The sequence below is a fragment of the Halomonas sp. SIMBA_159 genome (assembly GCF_046536035.1).
Classification (GTDB): domain Bacteria; phylum Pseudomonadota; class Gammaproteobacteria; order Pseudomonadales; family Halomonadaceae; genus Vreelandella; species Vreelandella venusta_A.
Genome location: NZ_JAWJBT010000026.1, coordinates 1 through 26,227 on the forward strand (window position 1 = coordinate 1; position 26,227 = coordinate 26,227).

Consider the following 26,227-nt stretch of genomic DNA (forward strand, 5'->3'; position numbering starts at 1 on the left):
AGGACCATAGCTCAGTTGGTTAGAGCGCCACGTTGACATCGTGGAGGTCGGCGGTTCAAATCCGCCTGGTCCTACCAAATTTCAAAAGCCTCGCTCAATGAGCGAGGCTTTTTTGTGCGTGCGCGCCTGGCTTGCCCTGCCTTGAATCAAAGAAAGTGGGGCAGGTCTGTCTGGCGCATGAACGTAGCAACAAGCGCCTCGATGCCGGCTTGGTCTTCTTGACTAAAGCGCGCATGTTGCGGGCTGTCGATATCCAGCACGCCCCAGACAAAACCATCGGTCACGATGGGAACCACCAGTTCAGAGTTCGAGTTTGCATCGCAGGCGATGTGGTCTGCGACGGCGTGCACATCGTCGACCCTTTGGGTGGCTTGCTCGCGTGCTGCTGCGCCACACACCCCTTTGCTAAACGGGATGGGGTGGCAGGCAGGCTTGCCCTGGAAAGGGCCCAGGCAGAGCACCTGTGCTTCGCGCTGAAGATAAAAGCCGACCCAGTTCAGCTCGCTGAGCTCCTGCTGAATAAACGCGCAGGTTTGAGCGCTATTGGTTAGCCAGTCGCGGGTATCCAGCAGAGCCTCTAACTGGCGGTTTAACAGCGTGTAATCGGTGGTCGACATACCCTCTCCTTTGGTGAAAACGCATCAGGCCAGCCTCTCGGCTGGCCTGATAGTACTAGCTTAAGATCGTGCTTGAACGAGCGGTGGGGAAGATTACTCTTCAATCCAGCCCGGTACCGCTGCGCCTTTGAACAGCTCTTCGGCTTTTTCAATGACTTCGTCACGCTGGTAGGCGTCTACCAGTTGGCGAATCTCTTCGCGCTCTTCATCGCCACCGCGCACGGCTATCAGGTTCACGTAGGGAGATTCCGGGCCTTCTTTGATCAGCGCGTCGTCAAGGCTTAAGCCAGCCGGCTGAGCAAACGTGTTGTTGATGAAGGCCATGTCCACGTCGGGAAGCACGCGGGGAAGCTGGGCGGCTTCGATTTCACGGAAGCGGAAGTCACGCGGGTTTTCGGCGATATCAATCGGCGTCGCTTCCAGGAAGGTTGGATCGTTCAGGGTGATCAGGCCTTCGTTGTGCATCAGAATCAGCGCACGACCTTCGTTAGACGGGTCGTTGGGCAGCGCGATTTGCGCGCCGTCCGGTAGCTCATCGATGCTGTCGTACTTTTCAGAGTAAGCGCCGATGGGGTACACGAAGGTGTAACCGGCAATAGCAAAATCGTAGCCGCGGTCATTGACCATCGCCTGCATGTAGGGTTCGTGCTGGTAAGCGTTGGCATCCAGGCTGCCATCGGCCAGCGCGGCGTTCGGCGTCACGTAGTCCGTGAACTCGATGATTTCAACGTTTAGGTCGTACTCTTCTTTGGCGATGCGAGCAGCGACTTCCATGACTTCGGTTTCAGGACCAGCCACGGTGCCCATCTTAATTGTGCGGGTTTCTGCGTTGGCAACGTTAATGGCGAGCGCAAGGGCGGTCAGGCTGCCGATAATGACTTTTTGCATGGCGTTACTCCAGTGTCGTTGTGAATCATAGTGCAATGATGCGGTAATAAGAAATACAAGTCTAATGCGTTTTCGTTATATTTGGCTATGCCGATGAAAGGCAGTGGCTGTGGCTATTTACGGTCGCTTTTGCGTACTAAATAGTCGCCAAGGCTTTGAAAACCCTGCACCAGCACCACCAAGATCACCACCGTAATCAGCATAATAGTGGGGTTGAAGCGGTTATAGCCGTAGCGAATACCTAAGTCGCCCAGGCCGCCGCCGCCGACGGCGCCCGCCATCGCTGAGTAGCTGACAAGTGTGACCACGGTAATGGTTAAGCCGGTGATAATGCCGCCGCGAGCTTCAGGAATGAGGACTTTCGTAATGATTTGCCAAGGCGTCGCCCCCATGGATTGAGCTGACTCAATCAGACCTGGTGAAATTTCATTCAGCGCCCCTTCGATAAGACGAGCCACAAAGGGAATGGCGGCAATTGTCAGTGGAACTGACGCTGCGTTAATGCCAATAGAAGTGCCCACCAGCATCCGCGTGAAGGGGATGATGGCTACCATCAAAATGATAAAAGGAATCGAGCGACCAATATTGGTAATGATGCCCAGCGCCTGGTGCAGGGCGGGCATGGCCAAAATCTGCCGTGGTCGAGTGACGTAAAGCATCACACCCAGCGGCAAGCCGAGCAGGGTGGCGATCACGCCCGATACCGCCACCATATAAAGGGTATCCAGCGTGGCCTGTAAAATAAGATCAAACATTGCGCTGGACATGGCCGAGTACCTCCACCTGTAATTGATGCGCTTCTAAATAGGACATGGCTTGCTGGGTCTGTTCATGGCTACCCAGTAGTTCGGCGATCATCAGGCCCAGCGTACGGTCCTGAATAGACTCAACCTTGGCCTGTAAGATACTGACATCGACACTGCACTCACGCGCTAAACGAGAAATGAGCGGTGTGGATACGGCATCGCCTGAGAACGTGAGACGCACCACCGGATGAGTCTGGTCGTTGGCGGTTGCTTGCAAACGCTCCAGCAGCTCTTTAGGCGGGCTCAGCTGTAAAAAGTCATTCAAAAAGTCGCGGCCCAGCTGGGTGTTGGGCGCGGTGAAGAAATCGCCGACCTCGGCGTCTTCGACCAGTTTACCGTCAGAGATCAGGCTCACCCGGTGGCAAATGGACTTCACGACTTCCATCTCGTGAGTAATCAGCAAAATGGTGATGCCGAGCTGGTGGTTGATGTCTCTGAGTAGCTCAAGAATGGAGCTAGTGGTTTGCGGGTCGAGGGCAGAGGTGGCCTCGTCGCAAAGCAGGACATTGGGCTTGCTGGCAAGCGCACGAGCAATAGCGACGCGCTGTTTTTGCCCGCCGGAGAGCTGTGCCGGATATTGGTTGGCTTTATCCGCTAGGCCCACCATATCTAACAGCGGCAATACGCGGTTTTGGATATCGCTGCGCTTTTCGCCCATTAGCTCTAGGGGAAGGGCGATATTATCAAACACGGTACGCGTGGTGAGCAGATTAAAATGCTGGAAAATCATGCCAATACGGTGGCGGGCATGGTTAAGCTCGCGACGGTTTAACGCCGTCATTTCTTGGCCATCCACCAGCACGCTGCCGCTCGAGGGGCGTTCAAGTAAGTTAACGCAGCGAATCAGCGTTGACTTGCCCGCACCGGACAGGCCAATCACGCCGTGTATCGTGCCTTTGGGAATCGTTAAATTAACATCTTGAAGAGCATGCACGGCGTTTTCGCCGCTGCCATAGGTTTTACTAACGTTGCTAAGTTCAATCATAGCGTCTGCCTTAATGGTAGGCCGGAGACGGAGTGCGAGGGGGCAAGCGTAGGGCGGGGAACAAAAAAAGGCCACCCTTGCGGGTGGCCATCAACGCTGGACACACCCTTTTAGCTGCACTTCACCCCGCCTAAGGCCAGGTGGACGCCCGCAATCTGGGTACAAATCGGCGTCATTACATTTGCGGCGAAAGTCTAAAGAGTGGCTGATGGGTTGTCAATTAAAACCGGTCTATTTCATGTTTTTAAGTTAATAAACAGGCTTATTATCTTTTTATGTGGCGGTCATTGGGTTTTATTACTGTTTAGGTGCGATTTGACTGCCTGATGGCAGCAAAAAACCATGAGCAATAGATGAACGGCGGGTCACTGGCTGCACAAGGTTGGGTCATTAGTAGTAAGCTTGCGCGAGTTTTTTATGGTCTATGCCATCCCATTAACCTTAGACATAAAGGAACGGCGAATGTTCACGGGTATTGTGCAAGGTATCGCTGAAGTGGTTGAAGTGCATGAGCTGGAGGAATTCCGTACTCATGTGGTCGCTCTGCCTGAGAGTATGCGGGGCGGATTGGAGATTGGTGCTTCGGTGGCGCATAACGGTGTTTGCCTGACGGTAACGGCTATAGAGGGCGAGCGTGTCAGTTTTGACTTGATGCGTGAGACGCTGCGACTGACCAATCTTGGTGCAATATCACCTGGGCATTGCGTCAATATAGAGCGCGCCGCTCGTTTTGGTGATGAGATTGGTGGACACTCCATGTCAGGCCATATCATTTGTATGGCGAAAGTGGTCGCCATTGAAGATGCGCCTAACAACCGTCGAATCTGGTTTGCCTTACCAGAGAGAGTGGCTAAATTTGTGTTTGAAAAAGGCTATATTGGCGTTGACGGTATCAGCCTGACCGTGGGAGATGTACGCCCATCTGCTGATGGGGCTGGCGTTGAGTTCAGTGTTAATCTCATTCCTGAAACGCTGTCACGTACGGTGCTGGGCAGTCGTTTGGTGGAGGATGACGTCAATATTGAAATCGACCCCCAGACCCAAGTGATTGTTGAAACGGTGGAAAGGGTGTTGGCGAGTCGTCTGTAGGGGCATATTTTGGCTTTTTGTTGACCGATCGGTTAGCTCATGGCCTAAAGTTTGCTAAGGGTAGTAGGTGGCCGCTATTGACTCCGTTACAAGCAATGTCATTTAGCCAGTCACCAAAACAGCAAGCCAAAACGGCAAGTGGGACACTCGGTGGGGGGCAGCCCTCGCTATAACCAGCTGCACCAGAGGCACTCGCATCCCGCAGTGCCTTTCGGTAGTATGTGCGGCTTTTCTCGCACCAAGGGACGCATTCGGCGTAAGCGCGAAGGATAAAAACTACATGAAATTTCTGGACGACTACTTCAAGCTCACAGAGCAGAAGACCAACGTAAAAACCGAAGTGATCGCAGGGGTCACGACGTTTCTTACCATGGCTTACATCATTTTCGTCAACCCGAGCATTCTCTCGGAAGCGGGGATGGACTATGGTGCCGTGTTTGTTGCTACATGTCTGGCGGCGGCGATTGGTTGCTTTGTGATGGGGCTATGGGCCAATTATCCGATCGCGCAGGCGCCGGGTATGGGCTTGAACGCCTTTTTCACCTACGGCGTTGTATTGGGCATGGGGTACACCTGGGAAGCGGCGTTAGGGGCCGTCTTCTTCTCCGGTTTGACCTTCTTCCTGCTGAGTATTTTCAAAATCCGTGAGTGGATTATCAATTCGATTCCGCTCTCTTTACGGTTGGGCATTGCGGCGGGTATTGGTCTTTTCCTGGCCATGATTGCACTGAAAAACGCCGGTATTGTCGTGGCAAACCCGGCGACCTTCGTTGCCCTGGGCGACTTATCAGAGCCTGCGCCGCTCTACGCGCTGCTGGGCTTCTTTGTGATTACCGCACTGGCTTATCTGCGTGTTACCGGTGCCGTTATGATCGGTATTGTCGGTATCACCGTGCTGGCCATGGTGCTGGGACACAACCAGTACGGTGGCATCATGTCTATGCCGCCTTCCATTGCCCCCACGTTCATGGCAATGGATTTAATGGGCGCCCTTGATGTTGCCATGCTTAGCGTTATCTTTGCGTTCCTGTTTGTCGACCTGTTCGATACCTCTGGAACCCTGGTAGGGGTAGCGCATCGTGGCAAGCTGTTAGATGAAGATGGCAAGCTGCCGCGCATTGGCCGTGCCATGATGGCCGATAGTACCGCCTCAATGGCCGGTGCCGCGCTGGGTACCTCTACAACGACGAGCTATATCGAATCGACAGCCGGTATCGCTTCCGGTGGGCGTACAGGCCTTACGGCGGTGGTCGTGGGCGTGCTGTTTTTAATCAGCCTGTTTTTCGCGCCGCTGGCAGGTTCTATCCCAGCCTACGCAACGGCCGGTGCCCTTCTGTATGTGGCGGTGCTGATGGCGGGAAGCCTGGCGCATGCGAACTGGGAAGACCCCACTGACGCTGCTCCGGTGCTGATTGCTGCTTTGGCAATGCCGTTGACCTTCTCTATTGCTGAAGGTATTGCGCTGGGCTTTATCAGCTACGTGGCGATTAAAACGCTGTCGGGTCGCTTTGAAGACCTGAATCCGGCAGTCGTGGTACTGGCGCTGCTATTTGCAGCGAAATTCTTATTCCTGGGTTAATCACCCGACCTTTGACTAATCAATGAGAGACGCGATGAGCATCTACGGCGATTACATTAAGTCCGTTATTCGCACGGTTCCTGACTGGCCAGAGCAGGGGGTGAATTTTCGTGACATCACTCCTTTGCTGCAGAACAGCGCTGCTTTTCGCAAGCTGATTGATAGCTTTGTGCACCGCTACCAGGAAATGAACTTGGATGCCATCGCGGCCATTGACGCCCGTGGCTTTATTATCGGTGCACCGCTGGCGTATGAGCTGGGTTGTAGCTTCGTGCCTGTGCGTAAAAAAGGTAAGCTGCCATTTAAAACTATCAGCGAAACCTACACGCTAGAGTATGGCCACTCGGAAGTTGAGCTGCATGCTGATGCGTTTCAGGAAGGCGACCGTATCCTGCTAATGGATGACCTGATTGCTACCGGTGGCACGATGCTGGCAGCTGCTAACCTGATTCAGCGCTGTGGTGGGCAAGTAGTCGAAACCGCTACTATTATTGACCTACCTGAGCTGGGTGGTTCTCAGAAAATTCGCGATGCTGGCTACAGTGTATTCGCGGTCTGTTCCTTTAACGAAGACGAGTAACGTCCCATGAGCAGCGAACGCTATCATCAACACTTCACCGTCTCTTGGGATCAAATCCACCGTGACGTGCGGCAACTGTGTCATCTGTTAATTGAGCGTGACTTTAAAGGTATCGTAGCCATAACCCGTGGTGGCCTGATCCCGGCAGCGCTTATTGCTCGCGAACTTAATATCCGTTTGATTGATACGATCTGTATCAAAAGCTACGACCATATGGATCAAGGTGGTCTGGATATTATGAAAGGGGTGGATCACGACGGTGATGGTTGGTTGCTAGTGGATGACCTCGTCGATACGGGTAAGACGGCGCGCGCCGTGCGTGAAATGATGCCTAAAGCACATTTTGTGACCATATACGCTAAGCCAGAGGGTCGCCCTTTGGTGGATCAATACCTAACCGAAGTCGCCCAACAGTGCTGGATCCAGTTCCCTTGGGATATGGGCATTGCCTACGTTGAGCCGCTTGCGGATCAAATGAAGAAGTAATATGGCTAACCCGCTACCCGATGACTGGAATCAGTGGCTGGGGCAAGAGTTTCAGGCTGACTATATGTCAGCCTTGAAAGCCTTTTTGGCTGAGGAGAAAGCGGCTAAAAAGGTGATCTACCCTCACTCCTCAAACTGGTTTCGCGCCTTTGAGTTAACGCCGCTTTCATCGGTGAAAGTGGTGATTTTGGGTCAGGACCCTTACCACGGGCCTCGCCAGGCTCACGGGCTCTGTTTCTCAGTACAGCCTGGTATTCAGGTGCCGCCTTCACTCGTCAATATCTATAAGGAGCTGGTGAGTGATGTGGGCTTTACCCCGGTGCGCCATGGCTTTTTAGAAGCCTGGGCGACGCAAGGTGTCCTGCTGCTAAACACAGCGCTTACCGTTGAGCAGGGGAACGCCGCGTCGCATCGTGGTAAAGGTTGGGAGCGCTTTACTGACCGAGCGATTGAAACCGTGAGTCAGCATGCAGAGCCCTGCGTTTTTTTGCTGTGGGGCAGCCATGCTCGCCAGAAAAAAGCGCTGATTGATACCACGCGCCATTTGGTGCTGGAATCGCCGCACCCATCGCCGCTGTCCGCGCATCGCGGTTTCTTTGGCAACCACCACTTTTCCCAGGCCAATCAGTTCCTTCAAGAGCATGGTAGGGGGCCAATTGAGTGGCAATTGCCGGAAACCCCTTAACCTAATGGTCAGTTGCGGGTAGAATGGCGCGCAATTTTGTAAGCATGTTGATGCGACCCAGGTCGCCATCCTGAATCCCCTGCAGTGAGGAAGTCCCATGAGTGTCTACGCCATTAACCATCCGCTTGTTCAACATAAGCTGGGACTGATGCGCGAAGCGGATCTGAGCACTAAGAGCTTTCGTGAACTGGCAGGTGAAGTGGCTAAGCTTCTGACCTACGAAGCGACCAAAGGTCTAGAGCTTGAAGATCATGAGATTCAAGGCTGGAATGGCGAGCCTATCGCGACCCGTCGTTTGAAGGGTAAAAAGGTCACTATCGTGCCCATCTTGCGTGCCGGGTTAGGCATGCTAGAAGGTGTAACAGATCTGATCCCCAGCGCGCGTGTCAGCGTGGTGGGCCTTTACCGGGATGAAGAAACGCTTCAGCCGGTGCCTTATTTCGCTAAATTCGCTAACGACATCGAAGAGCGTATGGCGATTGTGATTGACCCAATGCTGGCCACCGGTGGTTCGATGGTAGCCACGCTGGATATGCTCCGTGAGCGCGGCTGCGAGCATATGAAAGTGATTGTATTGGTTGCTGCCCCTGAAGGGATTAAACGGGTGCAAGATGCTTATCCTGATATAGAGATTTACACGGCGTCGGTGGATGACCGACTCGATGAAAATGGCTATATCGTTCCCGGCTTGGGAGATGCCGGCGATAAGATTTTCGGAACGCGTTAAGCGCTCCGCCTTAAAAGGCCCCTTACGCTTCGCGTTGGGGGCATTTTTTTGCCTCCGTTACAAATAATAGCCCTTCAGGAGTGGTGTGATGACGAACAATACTGGTCAAGAGTCTTGGCCTAAAGTACTGCTGACCGGCGCGCAAATGCTGTTTGTCGCGTTTGGTGCGCTTGTTTTGGTTCCGCTGTTAACCGGGCTAGACCCCAGCGTTGCGCTGTTTACCGCCGGGCTTGGCACGCTGGTGTTTCATGGTGTCACGAAGCAAACGGTGCCGGTGTTTTTAGCCTCTTCCTTTGCATTTATTGCTCCTATCCAAGGCTCCATCGCCAGCTTTGGTGTCTCAGCAACGCTGGGTGGCCTGATGGCGGCGGGCCTTGTCTATGTCGCCATTTCTCAAGCCGTGCGTTTGAAGGGAACGGCCTGGCTGCACCGCCTGTTGCCGCCAGTGGTGGTAGGGCCGGTGATTATGGTGATTGGTTTGGCGTTAGCGCCGGTGGCGGTGAGCATGGCCACCGGTGAAACCAGTGACAATATTGGCTATGGGCAGGCGATTTTCCTCTCCATGGCAAGCCTGTTGGTGACCTTGGTGCTCGCGGTTTTTGGCCGCGGGCTGCTGCGGTTGGTGCCGATTATTGGTGGTATTGCGACGGGATATGCGTTGGCGCTGGTGATGGGGGTAGTGGACTTCACGCCTGTACGTGAGGCGGCGTGGCTCTCTATTCCAAGTTTTACCGCCCCTAGTTTTCACTGGGCGGCGATCCTGTTTATGATCCCGGTGGCCATTGCTCCTGCTGTAGAACACATTGGTGACATGGTGGCGATTGGTTCGGTCACTCGTAAAAACTACCTGGAAAAGCCCGGCTTGCATCGCACCTTGCTGGGCGATGGTCTTGCCACCACCGTGGCGGCTCTGTTTGGCGGGCCGCCCAATACCACCTACTCGGAAGTGACCGGGGCCGTCACGCTGACCAAAGCCTTTAATCCAAAATATATGGTGGTGGCTGCCGTTATCGCCATCATCCTGGCCTTTGTGGGCAAATTGGGGGCGCTGCTGCAAACAATTCCTGGGCCGGTTATGGGTGGGATTATGACGCTGCTATTTGGCTCTATTGCCGTGGTAGGGATGAACACGTTGGTGCGCGCGGGTCAGTCGCTCACGGCAGCGCGTAACTTAGTCGTCGTGTCGCTTATTCTGGTATTTGGTATTGGCGGTATGCAGTTTGGCGGCGGTCAGTTCACGCTTCAGGGCGTTAGCTTGGCCGCGTTAGTCGGCATTGCGTTAAACTGGTTACTACCAGCCGAAAAAGAGGGTGAGTAACTCGTGGTACACATGGTGATTTATGAGTGATGCCTTACGCTGCCCGTTTCCTGTATTGGGGGTGGCTGCCTGGAGTGGCACCGGCAAAACCACGCTGTTAGAGCAGCTTTTACCGCTGCTACGTGACAAAGGGCTCTCGGTGGCGGTGATTAAGCATGCTCATCACCAGTTTGATGTCGACCAGCCCGGCAAAGACAGCTACAAGCTGCGCCGTGCCGGGGCGGCTCCTATGCTGATTGCATCACGTCAACGTTTTGCCATGATGCAGGAGACGCCTGGTCAAGCCGAGCCCGATTTGGCCCATTTGTTGAGCCTAATGGTGCCTCATCACCCTGATTTAGTGATTGTGGAAGGCTTTAAAGCTTGGCCTATTCCTAAGCTGGTGCTTTATCGCGATGGAATAGGTGATCCGGCTATTTTAAGCGATCAGTGGGCGCAGGCGGCGGCGCTGGTGAGTGAGCCGCCCGTCACGCTTGCGCCTTCTGTGGCTCGTTTGGATTTAAATAATTGTGAAGAGATTGCTCGCTGGGTAAGTGAGTGGGCCGACCAACAACGCCGCACCCTGGCTTGATGAAGAAAAGGTGACACCATGCAGTTAACCCACCTGAATGCGCACGGCGAAGCGAATATGGTTGATGTTGGCGATAAGCGTGAGACTCGGCGTGAAGCTGTAGCCTCTGGTCGAATTGTCATGCAGCCCAACACGTTGCAACTGCTAAGCGATGGCGCACTGCCTAAAGGCGACGTATTGGCAACAGCGCGGATTGCAGGCATTCAAGCGGCTAAGCGTACCCATGAGCTGATTCCCTTGTGTCATTCGCTAGCGCTTTCCAAAGTGTCGGTAGAGTTTGCGATTGATCACGACAACGGCTGGGTCGATGTATCGGCCATGTGTCGTTTGAGCGGTCGAACGGGCGTCGAGATGGAAGCGCTTACCGCAGTCTCGGTGGCTTGCCTGACGCTTTATGATATGTGTAAAGCCGTCGATAAAGAGATGCGCATTGAGGCTATTCAGTTGGATAGCAAGCAGGGCGGTCAGCGCGGTGATTACCGTCGGGAGACGACAGCACCCATTGTGACTGGTGAGGGCGCGGCTGGCGAAGTGAGTCTTGGGGAGCGTTGCTCTTCCCCTTGTGTGCGGGTCAAATTTTTAGCTGAGTTGCGTGAGCGAGTAGGCGAAAGCGATTTGACGATCGACTTAGATAAACTGCTTAGCCGCGATGTGGCTGGGTTGAAAGCCGCGCTGAGTGCTCAGGACCCGCGTTTTTCGGTGTTGTCTGACCAGCGTACTCTGTGTGCGATTAACCAGGTGATGGCGAATGATAGCGCTCGCATCACCGATGATGATGAAGTGGCCTTTTTTCCACCGGTGACCGGGGGGTAAGCCGTGTCTGTTAACGAACCAACATTGCCAGACATTGCCGTAGAGGTGCAGTCCGCTCCGTTTTCGATGGACTACGGCTATGAGAGTGCGCTGGGTCAGCGCACTGATATTGGTGCCATAGTGACGTTTACGGGGTTAGTGCGTGACTTTAACGAGACGCCGGATGTGACAGGTTTAACGCTTGAACACTACCCTGGGATGACTGAGCGCACGTTAACGGGTATTGCAGAGCAGGCCTGGCAGCGCTGGTCGCTACAGGCTGTGCGCGTTATTCATCGGGTGGGGGACTTGGCCCCCGGTGATCCTATCGTCAGGGTGCTTGTGGCCAGCGCTCACCGCCGTAATGCGTTTGAGGCGTGTGACTTCATCATGGATTATTTGAAGACCCAGGCACCGTTTTGGAAAAAAGAGCACTCCAAGCAAGGGGCTTACTGGGTCAAAGAGCGTCATACCGACCAGCAAGATGCGGACCGCTGGTAAGTCATGAGGTGGGTACAGTTAAGGCTCGTCGTTTAGCTCTTCTATACTTGGCATCTCGGCTGCCATGATCTGTAGATGCACTTCTGGCATATGCTGTAAGTGGCTGGCTAGCCAGTGCACTAACCTTGGCTGTAGCGCATGGCGCAAATCAGCCAGGGTGTCGGCTTCAATCTCGTCTAACTGCTCATCTAGCCATTCGCTGAAGCTATCTTCATCCATCGGGCTTGCGCCATTGGCGTCAAGCATGAGTCGGCCAATACGGCACCAACCGGTTTCTGTGGCGGCCACTGGCAGCGCCAGGAACAGGCTGCCACGTCGAGCAGTAGGATGGTTACTCTCTAAGCCTGGATGGGGCACCACACTATTTTGATTGACGATGCAGGGTGGTTGCGGATAGCGTGCCTCGCAACGTAGCCCCTCATGGTCTAAGACCAGCATGTCACCGTTGACGGGCGCTAAAGGAGCGCTAATGCCCATCTCTTCAGCCAGTGCTTGATGCGCCTCCTGATGACGCGCTTCGCCATGTACTGGCAGCAGTTTTTTGGGCCTGACCCACTGGTAGAGCTTTTTAAGTTCTTCTTGGGCAGGGTGGCCCGTGGCGTGTAGCTCCGGATGGTTCATTTCATCGAATAGCGTGACACCTAATTGCAATAAACGTTTTTTAAGCTGTTCGATGGGGCGCTCATTGCCTGGAATAGCTTTGGCCGAAAAAATCACGCTATCGCCGGGCTCTAAGTCCATGAAGGGGTGTCGCCGCTGGGCTAGACGTTGCAGCGCAGCCCGTGGCTCGCCCTGGCTACCGGTGGCAATGATCACGACCTCTTCGGGGGGTAAGTAACCCAAATCATGGGAGGGCACCAGTGGCGGAAAGTCATCCAGGTAACCCAACCCCCTGGCAACGCTTACCATGCGCTCCATTGAGCGCCCCATCAGGCTTACTCGGCGGCCACATGCTTGTGCCGCTAAGCCAATCGCCAGTACGCGAGCCAGGTTGCTGGCAAAGCAAGACACCACCACGCGGCCTGTACACGCCTTTAGCGTCTTGGCAAGTGCCTTGGCGACATCTCCCTCACTGCCAGACTGCCCCGGCATCGGGGCATTGGTGGAGTCACCCACGAGCAGATCGACGGGTGCCAATGCCCTGAAGTGGGCGGCATTGATAGGTGGGCCTATCAGAGGGGTGGGGTCGAGTTTCCAGTCGCCGGTGTGCAGCACGCGATATTCGCCTGCCTGCATCATAATGGAGCAGCTTTCCGGAATGGAGTGGGGCACATTTAAAAAGCGCAGCGTGAACGGGCCGTTTTCCACCGCATCGCCCGGTTCAATGACTTCGATGGCGGCGCTACTGAGCTGATGTTCGGCAAATTTGTAACGTAATAGTCCTGCTGCCAGAGGGGTGGCAAAAATAGGGCAGCCCCATTTCGGCCACAGCCACGCGACGGCGCCAATGTGATCTTCATGACCGTGAGTAATAAATAGCGCTTTTGGAGTAATCTTCAGCGCCTCTAAGGTATCCGTGTTTGGTACCTGGAGCGGAGAGTTGGGCAAGTCTTGGCGAATCATCATGCCGCAATCCACGGCGATCCACTGATCGTCGTATCCATACAGCGTAAGATTCATTCCAATTTCACCACATCCACCTAGCGGTAGCAGGCGCAGGGGTGGGCGACGACGGGGACGAAGTTGAACGCGTGATGGATGCATCAGTTATGAAAAGCCTAAAAAGTAATCCCTTAACTATACGGGATGCGGGGGGCGGGTAACAATCATCGCGGCACCTGACCACGGTGCTTCCTCAACCTGCTTACGTTACACTACGGCCGCTAATGTAGGTTACCTGCCGGGTGGCAGGTGCTTGGCGAGCGTGCCGTTAAATACGTTAAGAGTGTCTGTTATGTCTCATTATTACCGTTTAGTTGTTTCCTGCCCAGACCAAGTGGGCATCGTGGCGCGTGTCTCAAGCTTTATTGCTCAGCAAGGTGGCTCCATTACGGAAGCCAGCCAGCACTCTGATCTAGAGACTGGCCGCTTTTTTATGCGTTACGAAATTCTGGCGGATTCGCTGGGCATGTCGGCGGAAGCACTGCGTACATCGTTTGAGCCGGTGGCAGCTGAGTTTGATATGCAGTGGTCGTTAGTCGATACCCAAAAGCGCCGCCGCGTGGTGCTGATGGTGTCCCGTGAGTCTCACTGCCTAGTCGATTTACTCTACCGTTGGCAGGCGGGTGAGTTGGATTGCGATATTGTTGGGGTGATCTCTAATCACGATGACATGCGCTCTTTGACTGAGTGGTACGGCATTCCTTACCACCATGTGCCGGTGGACCCTGCCAATAAGCAGAAAGCCTTCGAGCAGGTGCAAGAGCAGATCGATAATGCCCGCGCAGATTGCGTTGTGCTGGCGCGCTATATGCAAATTTTGCCACCCTCGCTATGCGAGCGTTACGCCGGGCGTGTGATTAATATTCATCACAGCTTCTTGCCTTCCTTTGCCGGTGCCAAACCGTATCATCAAGCCTACGAGCGTGGCGTGAAGCTCATTGGTGCGACGTGTCACTACGTGACTGAAGAGCTGGATGCGGGCCCCATCATTGAGCAGGATATTCACCGTGTCAGCCACTGCCATACGCCTACCGATTTAGTGCGTTTTGGCCGGGATGTGGAGAAAGCCGTATTGGCTCGTGGGTTACGTTGGCACTTGGAAGACCGTGTCTTGATTCACGGTAACAAGACGGTTGTCTTTAGTTAAGCCACTACTGGGGGCGCTATGTCATTTGCACAAAGCGTGTTAGCACCGTGGGCATTAGTCCTTACATGGCTACTTTCACTGGGTGTGATTGTTTGGTGCTTATGCCTGCGCCCCTGGCAGCCGCTGCTTGACGATACAGCGTTACAGCATCGTTGGATGGCGGCCACCTTGGCGGTTCTGCTGATGTGGCAGCTGCGTGCTCAAGCCGTCGATTGGCTGACACTGCACTTGGTGTTTACCGTGCTGATGACGCTGGTCTTTAAAATGCCGTTGGCGTTGATCAGCAATGTGATGATCAATGTCGCCATGGTGTTAGTGGGTAGAAACGAGTGGATGTTGCTAGGGGCTAACGTGCTGGTCACCGGCATTGTGCCTGCACTCATCACGGGTGTGGTATGGCGCATTGTTGACCGTCGTTTGCCCGATAACCTGATGGTGTTTCTCTTTGCCTGCGGGTTTTTCGGCGCGGCGTTGGCAACGCTTGGTGGAGGGCTTGCAGCGGTGGCGTTAATTATGCTGGCGGGCACTGACCCTGAAGCGGTCTATCTTGCCCAAGAGTATGCCCGTTTTTTGCCACTGTTGATGCCGTCAGAAGCGTTTATTACCGGCATGCTGCTGAGTATTCTCTTGGTGTACCACCCAGGTTGGGTGGCCACCTTTAATGATCATCGCTATATCGATATGCAATAGCGTTTGGGTGGGCCGTTAGCCAAGTGCCTGCCCGTTCCCGCCTCGAATTACGCCCACGCCTACTCCTTCAATATCGAGCTGCTGAGTGCGCAAATCGATTTCAATGGGGGCGAAATCAGCGTTTTCAGCAAGCAAGGTCACTTGATGCCCCTGGCGTTTAAAACGCTTGACAGTAACTTCGTCTTCCAAGCGTGCGACTACGATTTGACCGTCGCGTACCCGGTCGGTGCGATGCACGGCCAGAAGGTCGCCTTCCAGTATACCCACGTCTTTCATTGAGAGGCCGCGAACGCGTAATAGGTAGTCGGCTTTAGGCGTGAAGTACTCCGCAGGCAGCGGGCAGTAACGATCAATGTGCTCAGCTGCCAAAATGGGGCTGCCAGCGGCCACTTCACCAATAACAGGTAATCCGTTGGGCAGGGCTTCCGTAGTGGTCGCTGGCGCTTGCGCTGTTGCCGGCGTTTCAGTCAGCTCTTGTGGCTCCTGATTTGGCAGGCGGATGCCGCGTGACGTATTACGGATAATCCGGATAGCGCCTTTGCGCTCTAGCGCACGCAGATGCTCTTCTGCTGCGTTAGGCGAACGGAACCCCAACGCTTTGGCAATTTCAGCGCGGGTGGGCGGGTAGCCTAGTTCACCCATGGTCTTCACAATAAAATCAAAAACGTGCTGTTGACGAGCTGTAAGTGGACGCGACATACCATACTCCAAAACAGTGAAAAGACAGTAGCTACATGTCGGCTTAATCAGTATGTGTTTAAGTATACAGTATGTTGCTCTATCCAGTACATGGCGAGTTGCACCCAACTTGGACAGCCACTCCTGTCTGGATCAACCCTGTTAGCCTGTTGGATAAGAGATTGAGCCAACAGGGGTTATGGAATAGTATTCAGGCATGTTTTAAACACCTGTTTTTGGAGGGCGCTATGGCCCAATCGGATACGGTAACGCGTATTTTAGATACTGCAGAGGTGCTATTTGCAGAGCGAGGCTTTGCCGAAACGTCGCTGCGCAATATCACCAGCAAAGCGCGGGTCAATTTAGCCGCAGTGAACTATCACTTTGGTTCCAAAAAAGCGCTGATTCAAGCCGTCTTTGCCCGCTACCTGGATCCTTTCTCTGCACGCTTTCATACCGCTTTAGATGAGTTAGAAGCGCGCTACCAGGGCACGCCTATTCCACTGGAAGTGCTGTTAGAAACAATGGCGACTACCGTGCTGGCGGTGCCTGCAGAGCGCAATAGCCTGAAAGTATTTATGCGCTTATTGGGGTTGGCGTACAGCCAAGCGCAGGGGCATCTGCGTCGTTACATTCAGCAGCAGTATGGTGACGTATTTACCCGGTTCACCGAGCTTGTACGTAAAGCCACGCCAGAGCTGCCGGACGCTGAGCGTTTTTGGCGGCTACACTTTATGTTAGGCACGGTGATATTTACGCTATCAGGACTGGATGCTCTCCGCGATATCGCTGCCAAGGATTACCAAGAGCAGGTAACGGTGCGCGACCTTATTAGGCGACTGCGCCCAGTGGTGGTGGCGGCGATGAGCGCCCCGTTACCGGCTGCTGTTGAAGAGGGACACCATGGAAACGCCCAGGCTAGCTGAATTACCGCCTACCCATTCAGAGTGGATTGAAATCGACACCCAGCAGCAGCGGCTGCGCTGCTGGCAGGGGAGAGAGGTGCGCTATGAGTGTGATGTGTCCACTGGGCTTGCAGGGGTAGGACAGCAGGAGGGCAGTGGCCAGACACCGTTAGGCTGGCACTATGTGCGTGCCGCTATCGGCAAAGGCTTGCCAGATAATGCGGTGTTTCGCGGCCGCCGATGGACAGAAGAGGTGTTTTCGCCCGAGTTAGCTAGCCGCTTCCCTAAACGCGATTGGATTTTGACACGTATTCTGTGGCTCTGCGGGCTAGAGTGCGGCGTGAATCGTGGTGGCGATGTCGACTCACAGCGGCGCTATATTTATCTACACGGAACGCCTCCCGATCAGCCTATGGGCGTGGCGGCCTCACACGGCTGCATTCGTTTGCGTAATGACGATTTGCACTATTTGTTTGATCATGCCCAGCCTGGTACGCCGGTCTGGCTGCACTAAGACCATTTATCGGGCGTCCTGCCAGAATTTTGACACGCTAAGCGGTTAGTCTAGAATGGCGCCCTTTTTGTCGGACTCACCACCATGACGCAACCCATTGGCCCGGTCATGCTTGACCTAGAAGGGCCGCAATTATCTAGCGCTGAAAAGCGATTGCTCAAAGACCCTGCGGTGGGTGGCGTTATTTTGTTCGCCCGCAACGTAGAAGATGCCTACCAAGTGCGCCAACTCTGCAGCAGTATTCGGCGTGTGCGTGGCGACCTGCTGTTGGGCATTGACCAAGAGGGCGGGCGAGTCCAGCGGATTAAACAAGGTGTCACCAAGATACCTGCCATGGCGCGTATTGGTGATTTGTTCGCCAACGACCCGGTGGCAGGTCTCACCCTAGCCAAAGACACGGGGTGGCTGCTGGGTATGGAAATGGCTGCCTGCGGTTTGGACATTAGCTTTGCGCCGGTGCTGGATGTTGAAAGCGGAATCTCCAGCGTGATTGGTGAGCGCAGCTTCAGCAGCAATCCTGCGCATGTCGCTCAGTTGGGTCACGCCTTTATTGATGGCTTACACGATGCTGGCATGGCGGCAGTGGGTAAGCACTTTCCTGGTCATGGTGGCGTTGCGGCGGATTCCCACGTGGCGCTGCCGGTGGATGAGCGCCCGCTGGCTGAGCTAAAAGCGCGTGACTTAGTGCCGTTTCGCGAGCTAGCCAGTGTGTTGAACGGTGTTATGCCTGCGCACGTGATCTATTCAGCGTTTGATACGCGCCCTGCGGGCTTTTCACCCAACTGGCTAGGCATGTTGCGCGAATCGTTGGGTTTCAAAGGGTGTATTTTTTCAGATGATTTAAGCATGGCCGGTGCCCATGAGGCAGGCGGCCCGGCTGAGCGTGCTAAAGCAGCGCTCGCCGCTGGCTGCGATATGCTGCTGATCTGCAATGACCGCGCTGCTGCCCTTGAGGTGGTTGAAGCATGCCAAGGCGTACTGAATAAGCGTCCGGCCAAGCTGCGCTATGGGCGCGCACGGCCAGAGCTTGATGCATTAGCAGCGCTGGGTCGCTGGCGGCGCACCCACGCTAAGCTCGAAGCGTTGTCTAGTTAATTTTATACCGTTATCTTATTAGATCTCTTTTTTTGGAGAAGTTGCATGTCCAAGCTGGATAAAGAAACGCTTGAATCGCTGGATTCCATGCGTGAGTTAATGGATAACGCCGACTGCCTGATCTCGCAAGAACAGGTGGAACGGGCGTTGGATCGCATGGCGGAAGAGATCACGCGAGACTTGGGCGACAAACTGCCGGTATTTTACTGCGTCATGAACGGTGGGCTTATTACTACCGGGCACCTGCTAACGCGTCTTGGCTTCCCGCTGGAAGTGGATTACCTGCACGCTACCCGTTACCGGAACGAGCTGCGTGGCGGCGAGCTTTTCTGGCGCGTCTCGCCTGAAGTGCCCATGGCGGGGCGCCACGTCGTGATTGTTGACGATATCTTAGATGAAGGTGCCACTCTGGCGGCCATTTTGGAATACTGCAAAGAGGCGCAGGCGGCCAGCGTGACCACTGCTGTGCTGGTCGACAAACAGCACGACCGCAAAGCGGTGCCGGGCCTGAAGGCTGACTACTGCAGTTTGGAAGTGGCCGACCGCTACGTCTTTGGCTTTGGTATGGATTACAAAGGCTATTGGCGTAACGCCCCTGGGATTTTTGCTCCCAAGGGCATGTAAGCGAAAGAATGGCTTAGCGAGGAGAGAAACGCCTCGCTAAGCCCGTTTCTGCAATCATACGGGTTGATATTTCTTCCACGGAAAAGCGTGTCGTATCAATAAACGGAATATGCATCTGCCGGTACAGCGACTCCGCCTGCTCCACCTCTTGTAAGCATTGATCCATCGAGCTGTAACGACTGTTCGGGCGACGTTCATTACGGATGGCCGAGAGCCTGCGTGCATCGATAGTGAGGCCAAACAGTTTCTGCCGGTGGGGCGCCAGTGCTTTGGGAAGTTTTAAATGGCCATCTTCGTCAAGATCGTCTTCGGTCAACGGATAGTTGGCGGCGCGGATGCCGAATTGTAGCGCCAGATACAGCGATGTGGGTGTCTTACCACAACGAGAAACGCCCACCAAAATAATATCGGCTTTATCGTACTGGTGGGTGCGCGCCCCATCATCATTATCCAGTGCAAAGTGAACCGAATGAATGCGGTCCATGTACACGTCATCGCTACCGATCGAGTGGGTGCGGCCAACACTATAGGAAGAGTGTGTTTCCAGCTCTTGCTCAAGCGGCTCTAGAAACGTCGAGAAAATATCGACTTTAAAGCCCGATGCCTGACGGATAACGTTACGAATATTTTGATCCACGATGGTATCGATAATGATTGGGCGATAGCCGTCGCGGATCGCGGTTGATTCTATGATTTCAGCCAGCGCTTGGGCTTTTTCCACCGTATCGATATAGGGCTTGGTCAGCATGTTTATTTCTACATCGCTGAACTGCGCCAACAGGCTGCGGCCCAGGCTTTCGGCAGTAATGCCGGTGCCATCGGAAATAAAAAAGGCTGTGCGTTTCATAAATTGATCTGCCAATGAGTGTGCATGATGTGCCTATTGTGGGCTGCGTCGGCATCCAGCACAACGCTCAGCCGTCACTACATAAATCGCTTATATCAGGGCGTTGTTGTAAAAATCCTCCACTCCCTTCGCTGTTAGACCAATGGCGAATAGAGATGCGCAGTGCTAGGGTGACAGCGTCTAACAGTGTCGCCCTAATGGGTTGCAAAACGTCTGAAAGCGAGGGGGTTGCGTGGAAGAGTACATTCTGTGGTTCGATCAGCTAGGTATGGCAGACGTCGAACGCGTGGGTGGTAAAAACGCCTCGCTTGGCGAAATGATTTCTAATTTATCTGGCGTTGGCGTCACGGTGCCAGGCGGTTTCGCGACCACCGCCCATGCGTACCGCGAATTTCTCTCTCACGAAGGCCTTAACGACCGCATTAACGACACGTTAGCTAGGCTGGACGTGGATGATGTTAAGGCGTTAGCCGATGCAGGCAAAATGATTCGTCAGTGGATCATCGACACGCCGCTGCCACCCGCTTTTGAAGCCGCGCTGGGCGATGCCTATGAGCAGCTTCAGGCCCAGCATCCCAGCCTCAAAGTGGCCGTGCGCAGCTCGGCGACGGCAGAAGACCTTCCCGATGCCTCTTTCGCTGGGCAGCAGGAAACGTTCTTGAACATTGAAGGTTTCGCCAATATCAAGCACGCGGTACATGAAGTGTTTGCCTCTTTGTTCAATGACCGCGCTATTTCTTACCGTGTACACCGTGGTTACGCCCACGAAAACGTTGCGCTGTCAGCGGGTGTGCAGAAGATGGTGCGTTCTGAAACCGGCGCATCCGGCGTGATGTTTACCCTGGATACCGAATCTGGCTACCGAGATGCCGTTTTTGTCACGGCGTCGTGGGGGCTTGGGGAGACCGTTGTTCAAGGTGCGGTTAACCCAGATGAGTTCTACGTTCATAAACCTACGCTTGCGGCAGACCGCCCGGCCGTACTGCGCCGGACACTGGGCTCTAAACTGATCAAAATGGTGTATGGCCAAGATGCCAGCGCTGGTAAATCCGTTGAAACCGTTGATGTGCCCTTCAAGGATCGCGGCCGCTTCTGTATTAACGATGAGCAGGTGATGGAGCTTGCTCGCCAAGCCGTCACTATCGAGCAGCACTATCAGCGTCCGATGGATATTGAGTGGGCCTTGGATGGTGATGACGGCAAGCTATACATCGTTCAGGCGCGTCCTGAAACCGTCGTATCTCAGCAGGAGGGCGGTAAGCTTGAGCGCTTCCAACTGCGTGAGAAGGGCCGCACGCTGATAACAGGCCGCGCCATTGGTCAACGTATCGGTCGCGGGGCGGTCAAAATCGTTCTCAGCCCTGACGAAATGGATAAGATTCAAGAAGGCGACATTCTGGTTACCGATATGACGGACCCAGATTGGGAACCCATCATGAAGCGCGCCTCAGCCATCGTGACTAACCGTGGCGGGCGTACCTGCCACGCGGCGATTATCGCTCGCGAGCTGGGCATTCCCGCCGTGGTTGGCTGTGGTGATGCGACGACGCAACTGAAAGAAGGCATCGATGTGACCGTCTCGTGTGCCGAAGGGGACACCGGGCACGTGTACGAAGGCTTGCTGGCGTTTGATTGCAATGTTTCTAGCGTCGATGCGATGCCAGACATACCCTTTAAAATCATGATGAACGTGGGTAACCCGGACCGTGCATTTGGTTTCGCAAGCCTTCCGCATGCAGGCGTGGGCCTAGCGCGCCTTGAGTTTATTATTAACCGCATGATCGGCGTGCATCCAAAAGCGCTGCTTGAGTACGATACGCTGCCCGCTGAGCTTCAGCAGGTTATTGATTTGCGCACTGCAGGCTACTCCGATCCGGTCAATTTCTACGTGGATAAGTTAGTCGAGGGGATCTCCACGCTGGCGGCGGCCTTCTCTCCTCAGCGCGTCATTGTGCGTCTATCGGATTTTAAATCTAACGAGTACGAAAACCTGATTGGCGGCAAGCTGTATGAGCCGGGTGAAGAGAACCCTATGCTTGGGTTCCGTGGCGCGTCTCGCTATATTTCAGAGGCTTTCCGCCCCTGTTTTGAACTGGAATGTCGTGCACTGAAACGCGTGCGTGATGAGATGGGCTTTACGAACGTCGAGATTATGGTGCCTTTTGTACGCACTACCGACGAGGCACGCGAAGTGGTGGAGTTGCTTGCCGCCAACGGTTTGAAGCGCGGTGGGGATGAAAACCCTGATGGCTTGAAAGTCATCATGATGTGCGAGTTGCCCGCCAATGCGCTGTTGGCCGATGAGTTCCTTGAGTATTTCGATGGTTTCTCGATTGGCTCCAACGATTTGACTCAGCTAACCCTGGGTTTGGATCGGGACTCCGGCATCGTCGCGCACTTATTTGACGAGCGGAACCCCGCCGTCAAAAAACTGCTGGCGATGGCCATTAAGGCGTGCAAAGAGAAAGGTAAGTATGTGGGCATTTGTGGACAGGGCCCATCAGACCACCCAGATCTTGCCAAATGGTTAATGGAGCAGGGCATTGATTCTGTTTCGTTGAACCCTGATGCGGTGCTGGAAACGTGGTTTATGCTGGCAGGTGAAACGATTGCCTAACGCCTGAAGCTGGTGTGATAACCATTAGCCTGCTTGCAAATTTGCGCCCGACCATTGTGTCGGGCGCAGTCGTTTTATAGGCTACGCTATTGCTTGAGCGCTTAAATGGCGGTGACGCCTTGGTGATTCACGCCTGAGAAACGGTTTAAGGAGAAAGGTTATGCTGCCAAAAAGGGCACTCTCACTCACTGGCTTACTGCTGGTGCCTGTGGTGAGTTGGGGGTTTAGTTACGAAACACCCGCCATCACACCTGAAGTAGGGTCAGGGTTTGAGGAGAAGCCCGGATGGGCGGCAGACTCTTTTGCCGTGGCTGCGGCCAATCCGCTGGCGACCGATGCGGGTTATCAAGTGCTTAAAGCCGGGGGAAATGCCATTGATGCGGCGGTTGCCGTACAAATGGTATTAACGCTGGTGGAGCCTCAGTCCAGCGGTATTGGCGGTGGTGCCTTCTTAATGCACTTTGATGGCGCGGATGTGCAGGCCTATGACGGCCGTGAAACGGCGCCTGCTGCCGTAACGAGCGAACTGTTTATGCAAGATGGTGAGCCACTGCCTTTTATGGAAGCAGTCGCAAGCGGTCTGTCGGTGGGTGTGCCCGGTACACTGCGTATGTTGGAGCAGGCCCATGCTGAGCATGGTCAACTGGCTTGGCAAGCGCTCTTTACCCCCGCGATTACACTGGCGGAAGAGGGCTTTGCGGTTAGCCAGCGGCTGCATACAAGCCTAGCCAGCGACGATGCCCTGCGGCAAAACGACTTGGCGGGTGATTTCTACTACTCTGCCGACGGCGAGCCAATTGAGGTGGGCGAGACGCTCAAAAACCCTGCGTTAGCCGCTATTTTTCGTCGTATTGCTGAAGAAGGCAGCGCTGCGTTTTATGAAGGCGCGGTGGCTGAAGATCTGGTTGAGCAAGTGCAGTCACACCCCGAACGTCCTGGTGAGATGTCGCTTGATGATGTCGCAGGCTATCAGTCCTTGGAGCGCGAGCCTTTGTGCACGCCCTGGCAGCAGTGGGAAGTCTGCGGGTTTCCGCCGCCATCCTCTGGTCATTTAACGGTGATGCAGATTCTCGGCATGCTCGACCAGCAACCGCTGCTTGAAGCACCGCTGGAGAATGGTGTATCCAGCAGTGGCTGGCTGCATCAGTTCTTAGAAGCTTCGCGGCTTGCCTTTGCTGATCGGGGTCGCTACATCGCTGACCCTGATTTTGTTGATGCCCCCGGCGGTGACTGGTCGCTGATGCTGGCCCCTGATTATTTGGGTAAACGCAGCGAACTCATCGGTGAAAAGAGCATGGGCGAGAGCGCGGAGCCCGGTAACCCGGGCGAGCTAGCGGTGAGTTTTGCCAGCCAGCCTGAACAGCCCGAGTACGGCACAAGTCATATCAGTATTGTCGATGCGGTCGGCAATGCGATTGCCATGACGACGACGATTGAGCAGGCGTTTGGGTCACGTATCTTGGCGGATGGCGGCACTGATTTGCCCGGTGGCTATTTGTTGAATAATGAGCTGACGGATTTTTCCTTTACGCCTGAAATTGATGGGCAGCCGGTGGCCAATCGCGTAGAGCCAGGCAAGCGCCCCCGCTCTAGCATGAGCCCAACGCTGGTCTTTGATCAGGAGACTGGTGCGCTAGTGGCGAGTCTTGGCTCTCCCGGCGGTGCAGCCATTATCCATTATACGGCGCGGACATTAGCAGCGATGCGTGATTGGGGATTAAACGCTCAGGAAGCGTTGAGCCTGCCTCATGCCATCACGCTGGGTGGCGATGTCTATCTGGAGGAAGGACGTTTTCCTGAGTCGACAATCGAGTCATTGCGCGAGCGGGGCCATAACGTTAGCGAGCGCGAGCTGACCAGCGGCCTGCAAGCGATTCGTCTTCTAGAAGACGGCACACTGTTTGGCGGTGCCGACCCGCGTCGAGAAGGCGTTGTTATGGGAGACTGAACTGCGCCTCATTACTGACGTAACCAGTTACGTAGCTTTACCAGCATCAGACCGCCGTCGCTCAATGCGCGGCGGTCTTCTGTTAGCGTATGCAAACGGTCTGGATAGTCAGTAATGATGGCATCTACGCCGAGATCAATAAGCGCTGACATACGTGCTCGGTCATTCACTGTCCAGGCATGAATCTCGTAACCGAACAGGGCTGCCAGCGCCACTTCCTGTGCACTGATGCGATTATGGCGCAGGCCAAGGGCATCAAACTGACGGCGGTCAAGGGTGCCAGGGAGAATGAGCTGTGCCAGCAGCGTGACGCGTAGCTCAGGTGCCTGCTGTTTAATGTATTGAACCAAGCGAGGCGACATGGTTGCCATGCGCATATCCATTATCGCGTGGGGGAAGCCGCAGGCAGTGACCGCTTTGAGTGCGTCTTGCTGTGTGGCCCAGCAGCGGTAGCGAATGTCACTCTCCTGCCCCAGCGCGTCAATAACGGCTTGTGCCAGTGCTTGCTCTTGGCCCGGTAGGGCTTTCATGTCAATCATCAGCGATGCACGGCCACGAACCATCGCCAAGGCTTCATTCAATCCCGCTATTCGCTCTCCCTGGAAAGCATCTCCAAACCAGCTGCCTACATCAAACTCACTAAGCTCGGCACGGGTGAGGTCGCCAAACTCGCGCGTGTCACCCGTCAGGCGAGCCAGGGTTCGGTCGTGGTAGAGCATGACCTGATTATCTGCGCTCAAGCGCACATCCAGCTCCACCGCATCGGCACCATCGTCTAATGCCTGAGAGACGGCGGCCAGGGTGTTTTCAGGAGCCACCATTGAACTACCGCGATGGGCAATGATGGTGACGTTATCGCGAATCTCAAAGCTATTGAGTATCCACCAAGCCTGCAGGCCGGCCAGCAGCAGCACGCTAAGCTCAATTGCCCATGCCATGCGTCCTGGATGGGCATCTTGGGCACGAGGGGCAGGGCGTGGCTCATGGTGAGCCAACTGTAAATAAAGGCATGCGGACAGCAGAGCGTTGGTCGCAATACCAAGAAAAGTGATGGTGAGCGTAACGAGGACATAGCCGGTTAAATAAGCCAGCATGGCCGGAATTAACACGGCATTGTGTTCGGGCAGCCACCACAGTAAGGGGGTCACCACGGTATCAAACACCCACGTAGTGGCAATGGGTAAGCTAATAATGATCAGCAGCACGGTGAGCACGGCCACCCCGATAGAGCGGTGCCAGCCGCGAGTGAAGTGCACGCTTTGTTTGAGCGCCTGGTAAGGCGAACAGGATTCAAGCGCCACCAGCGGAAGTGCCAGCAGCCAACGCAGATAGAGCCACGCTGCTAGGGCCATCCATACCATCACCAGTGGGATGGCGCAGGCCAAAAAGTACCACAGCACCGGCGGGCGAATACGCTGGAGGTAATAGGGGTCGATACCGCTGAGTAGTAAATCGTAAAGCCAAGCAAGAGCCATCATGAAGGGGGCAAGCAGTAAGAGATGAGCCCCCACCTGAAGGATGACCAGCACCGCCAGCGCAGGGAGTCGTCGTGTGCTTAACCAGAGTGCTTCAAGTGCCAGCCGGTAGTGGTTGTCTTTGGGGCGGGCGGCCACTTGCAGCATGCCGGCTTGTTGCCAGTAAATAAGTAAAAACGTAAACCCCAAGCCCATCAGCATGACCAGTAGCCCTAGTGGGCTAAAGAGAAGGGCTACTAGCGCGTCTGTCGTTACTACAGTTCGGTTTAGCTGCGCCAGAAAGCGTTGCGACAGCCAAGCAACGGCGGGTACCAACAGCGCCGAGGCGAGTAAGGTAAACAGCAGGTGATAAGCAATAAGCGGACGAAGATGATCGCGAAGGGTGCGGAGAAGGGCATCGCCTAATTGAGTGAGCGGCTGCATGGTCACGAAAGTGTCAAAGTGAAGCATCAGGGTGGCAC

At 54.7% G+C, this 26,227-nt stretch carries 26 protein-coding genes and 1 tRNA gene; 19 read left to right on the plus strand and 8 right to left on the minus strand.

Annotated features, from left to right (window positions below; genetic code table 11):
* Positions 1-77: transfer RNA gene (locus tag R0J87_RS15855), tRNA-Val, on the plus strand.
* Between the two features lie 69 nt (positions 78-146).
* Here the strand turns inward: R0J87_RS15855 and R0J87_RS15860 are convergent.
* The 4 genes from R0J87_RS15860 to R0J87_RS15875 all read right to left on the minus strand — a co-directional run bounded on the left by R0J87_RS15860 (position 147) and on the right by R0J87_RS15875 (position 3,296).
* A complete protein-coding gene (locus R0J87_RS15860; protein WP_490174875.1) occupies positions 147-617 on the minus strand; it encodes a free L-methionine (R)-S-oxide reductase MsrC in 471 nt (156 codons plus the stop codon).
* Positions 618-710: 93 nt separating this feature from the next.
* On the minus strand, positions 711-1,505 hold the full coding sequence (locus tag R0J87_RS15865; RefSeq protein WP_399845249.1) for a MetQ/NlpA family ABC transporter substrate-binding protein: 795 nt from the start codon (positions 1,503-1,505) through the stop codon (positions 711-713).
* Between the two features lie 113 nt (positions 1,506-1,618).
* Positions 1,619-2,272, minus strand: a complete 654-nt coding sequence (locus tag R0J87_RS15870; RefSeq protein WP_404466131.1) for a methionine ABC transporter permease — start codon at positions 2,270-2,272, stop codon at positions 1,619-1,621.
* On the minus strand, positions 2,253-3,296 hold the full coding sequence (locus R0J87_RS15875; RefSeq protein WP_404345575.1) for a methionine ABC transporter ATP-binding protein: 1,044 nt from the start codon (positions 3,294-3,296) through the stop codon (positions 2,253-2,255). The genes R0J87_RS15870 and R0J87_RS15875 overlap by 20 nt, the downstream gene beginning before the upstream one ends.
* A 462-nt stretch (positions 3,297-3,758) precedes the next feature.
* On the opposite strand from R0J87_RS15875, the gene R0J87_RS15880 reads away from it, so the two are divergent.
* The 10 genes from R0J87_RS15880 (at position 3,759) to moaE (ending at position 11,624) form a co-directional block, all read left to right on the plus strand.
* Positions 3,759-4,385 (plus strand): riboflavin synthase subunit alpha, encoded by a 627-nt coding sequence (locus R0J87_RS15880; RefSeq protein WP_404345576.1) that lies wholly within the window; start codon positions 3,759-3,761, stop codon positions 4,383-4,385.
* Positions 4,386-4,665: 280 nt separating this feature from the next.
* Positions 4,666-5,964 carry an NCS2 family permease gene (locus R0J87_RS15885; protein WP_404466132.1) on the plus strand — a complete coding sequence of 433 codons (1,299 nt, stop codon included), beginning with the start codon at positions 4,666-4,668 and terminating at the stop codon, positions 5,962-5,964.
* A gap of 34 nt (positions 5,965-5,998) precedes the next feature.
* The gene (locus R0J87_RS15890) at positions 5,999-6,544 is read left to right on the plus strand and encodes an adenine phosphoribosyltransferase (RefSeq protein WP_044628303.1); all 546 of its coding nucleotides are present in this window, start codon (positions 5,999-6,001) and stop codon (positions 6,542-6,544) included.
* A 6-nt stretch (positions 6,545-6,550) separates the two neighbouring features.
* Positions 6,551-7,030, plus strand: a complete 480-nt coding sequence (gene gpt / locus R0J87_RS15895; protein WP_498887376.1) for a xanthine phosphoribosyltransferase — start codon at positions 6,551-6,553, stop codon at positions 7,028-7,030.
* A 1-nt stretch (position 7,031) separates the two neighbouring features.
* Positions 7,032-7,715: a uracil-DNA glycosylase gene (gene ung / locus R0J87_RS15900; protein WP_498887377.1), complete on the plus strand. Its 684-nt coding sequence runs from the start codon at positions 7,032-7,034 to the stop codon at positions 7,713-7,715.
* Between the two features lie 97 nt (positions 7,716-7,812).
* A complete protein-coding gene (upp, locus tag R0J87_RS15905) occupies positions 7,813-8,442 on the plus strand; it encodes a uracil phosphoribosyltransferase (RefSeq protein ID WP_404345579.1) in 630 nt (209 codons plus the stop codon).
* 88 nt (positions 8,443-8,530) lie between these two features.
* Complete coding sequence (locus tag R0J87_RS15910; RefSeq protein WP_404345580.1) at positions 8,531-9,760, plus strand: uracil-xanthine permease family protein; 1,230 nt, start codon at positions 8,531-8,533, stop codon at positions 9,758-9,760.
* A gap of 22 nt (positions 9,761-9,782) precedes the next feature.
* Positions 9,783-10,331 carry a molybdopterin-guanine dinucleotide biosynthesis protein B gene (gene mobB, locus R0J87_RS15915; protein ID WP_498887380.1) on the plus strand — a complete coding sequence of 183 codons (549 nt, stop codon included), beginning with the start codon at positions 9,783-9,785 and terminating at the stop codon, positions 10,329-10,331.
* A gap of 18 nt (positions 10,332-10,349) precedes the next feature.
* Positions 10,350-11,144 (plus strand): cyclic pyranopterin monophosphate synthase MoaC, encoded by a 795-nt coding sequence (moaC, locus tag R0J87_RS15920; protein ID WP_404345582.1) that lies wholly within the window; start codon positions 10,350-10,352, stop codon positions 11,142-11,144.
* 3 nt (positions 11,145-11,147) lie between these two features.
* On the plus strand, positions 11,148-11,624 hold the full coding sequence (moaE, locus tag R0J87_RS15925) for a molybdopterin synthase catalytic subunit MoaE (RefSeq protein ID WP_404345583.1): 477 nt from the start codon (positions 11,148-11,150) through the stop codon (positions 11,622-11,624).
* An 18-nt stretch (positions 11,625-11,642) separates the two neighbouring features.
* On the opposite strand, the gene R0J87_RS15930 is transcribed toward moaE, so the two are convergent.
* The gene (locus R0J87_RS15930) at positions 11,643-13,244 is read right to left on the minus strand and encodes a ribonuclease J (protein ID WP_498887382.1); all 1,602 of its coding nucleotides are present in this window, start codon (positions 13,242-13,244) and stop codon (positions 11,643-11,645) included.
* A gap of 274 nt (positions 13,245-13,518) precedes the next feature.
* Between R0J87_RS15930 and purU the strand changes: the two genes are divergently transcribed.
* Both purU and R0J87_RS15940 read left to right on the plus strand, forming a co-directional pair.
* Positions 13,519-14,373, plus strand: a complete 855-nt coding sequence (gene purU, locus R0J87_RS15935) for a formyltetrahydrofolate deformylase (protein WP_404345585.1) — start codon at positions 13,519-13,521, stop codon at positions 14,371-14,373.
* An 18-nt stretch (positions 14,374-14,391) separates the two neighbouring features.
* Positions 14,392-15,063, plus strand: coding sequence for an energy-coupling factor ABC transporter permease (locus R0J87_RS15940; RefSeq protein WP_404345586.1), 672 nt, complete (start codon positions 14,392-14,394; stop codon positions 15,061-15,063).
* 15 nt (positions 15,064-15,078) lie between these two features.
* Here R0J87_RS15940 and lexA read toward each other — a convergent pair whose 3' ends face one another.
* Complete coding sequence (lexA, locus tag R0J87_RS15945; protein ID WP_404345587.1) at positions 15,079-15,762, minus strand: transcriptional repressor LexA; 684 nt, start codon at positions 15,760-15,762, stop codon at positions 15,079-15,081.
* 227 nt (positions 15,763-15,989) lie between these two features.
* On the opposite strand from lexA, the gene R0J87_RS15950 reads away from it, so the two are divergent.
* The 4 genes from R0J87_RS15950 to R0J87_RS15965 all read left to right on the plus strand — a co-directional run bounded on the left by R0J87_RS15950 (position 15,990) and on the right by R0J87_RS15965 (position 18,879).
* Positions 15,990-16,667: a TetR/AcrR family transcriptional regulator gene (locus R0J87_RS15950; protein ID WP_404345588.1), complete on the plus strand. Its 678-nt coding sequence runs from the start codon at positions 15,990-15,992 to the stop codon at positions 16,665-16,667.
* A complete protein-coding gene (locus R0J87_RS15955; protein WP_404345589.1) occupies positions 16,645-17,160 on the plus strand; it encodes a L,D-transpeptidase family protein in 516 nt (171 codons plus the stop codon). The genes R0J87_RS15950 and R0J87_RS15955 overlap by 23 nt, the downstream gene beginning before the upstream one ends.
* An 84-nt stretch (positions 17,161-17,244) precedes the next feature.
* A complete protein-coding gene (gene nagZ, locus R0J87_RS15960; protein ID WP_404345590.1) occupies positions 17,245-18,255 on the plus strand; it encodes a beta-N-acetylhexosaminidase in 1,011 nt (336 codons plus the stop codon).
* Positions 18,256-18,300: 45 nt separating this feature from the next.
* A complete protein-coding gene (locus tag R0J87_RS15965) occupies positions 18,301-18,879 on the plus strand; it encodes a hypoxanthine-guanine phosphoribosyltransferase (protein WP_188640366.1) in 579 nt (192 codons plus the stop codon).
* Positions 18,880-18,892: 13 nt separating this feature from the next.
* Here the strand turns inward: R0J87_RS15965 and ppsR are convergent, their stop codons facing one another.
* A complete protein-coding gene (gene ppsR, locus R0J87_RS15970) occupies positions 18,893-19,726 on the minus strand; it encodes a posphoenolpyruvate synthetase regulatory kinase/phosphorylase PpsR (RefSeq protein WP_404345591.1) in 834 nt (277 codons plus the stop codon).
* A gap of 232 nt (positions 19,727-19,958) precedes the next feature.
* On the opposite strand from ppsR, the gene ppsA reads away from it, so the two are divergent.
* Positions 19,959-22,343, plus strand: a complete 2,385-nt coding sequence (ppsA, locus tag R0J87_RS15975) for a phosphoenolpyruvate synthase (protein WP_404345592.1) — start codon at positions 19,959-19,961, stop codon at positions 22,341-22,343.
* Positions 22,344-22,503: 160 nt separating this feature from the next.
* Positions 22,504-24,291, plus strand: coding sequence for a gamma-glutamyltransferase (gene ggt / locus R0J87_RS15980; RefSeq protein ID WP_498887386.1), 1,788 nt, complete (start codon positions 22,504-22,506; stop codon positions 24,289-24,291).
* 11 nt (positions 24,292-24,302) lie between these two features.
* On the opposite strand, the gene R0J87_RS15985 is transcribed toward ggt, so the two are convergent.
* Positions 24,303-26,216: a glycerophosphodiester phosphodiesterase family protein gene (locus R0J87_RS15985; RefSeq protein WP_498887388.1), complete on the minus strand. Its 1,914-nt coding sequence runs from the start codon at positions 26,214-26,216 to the stop codon at positions 24,303-24,305.
* Positions 26,217-26,227: the final 11 nt, after the last annotated feature.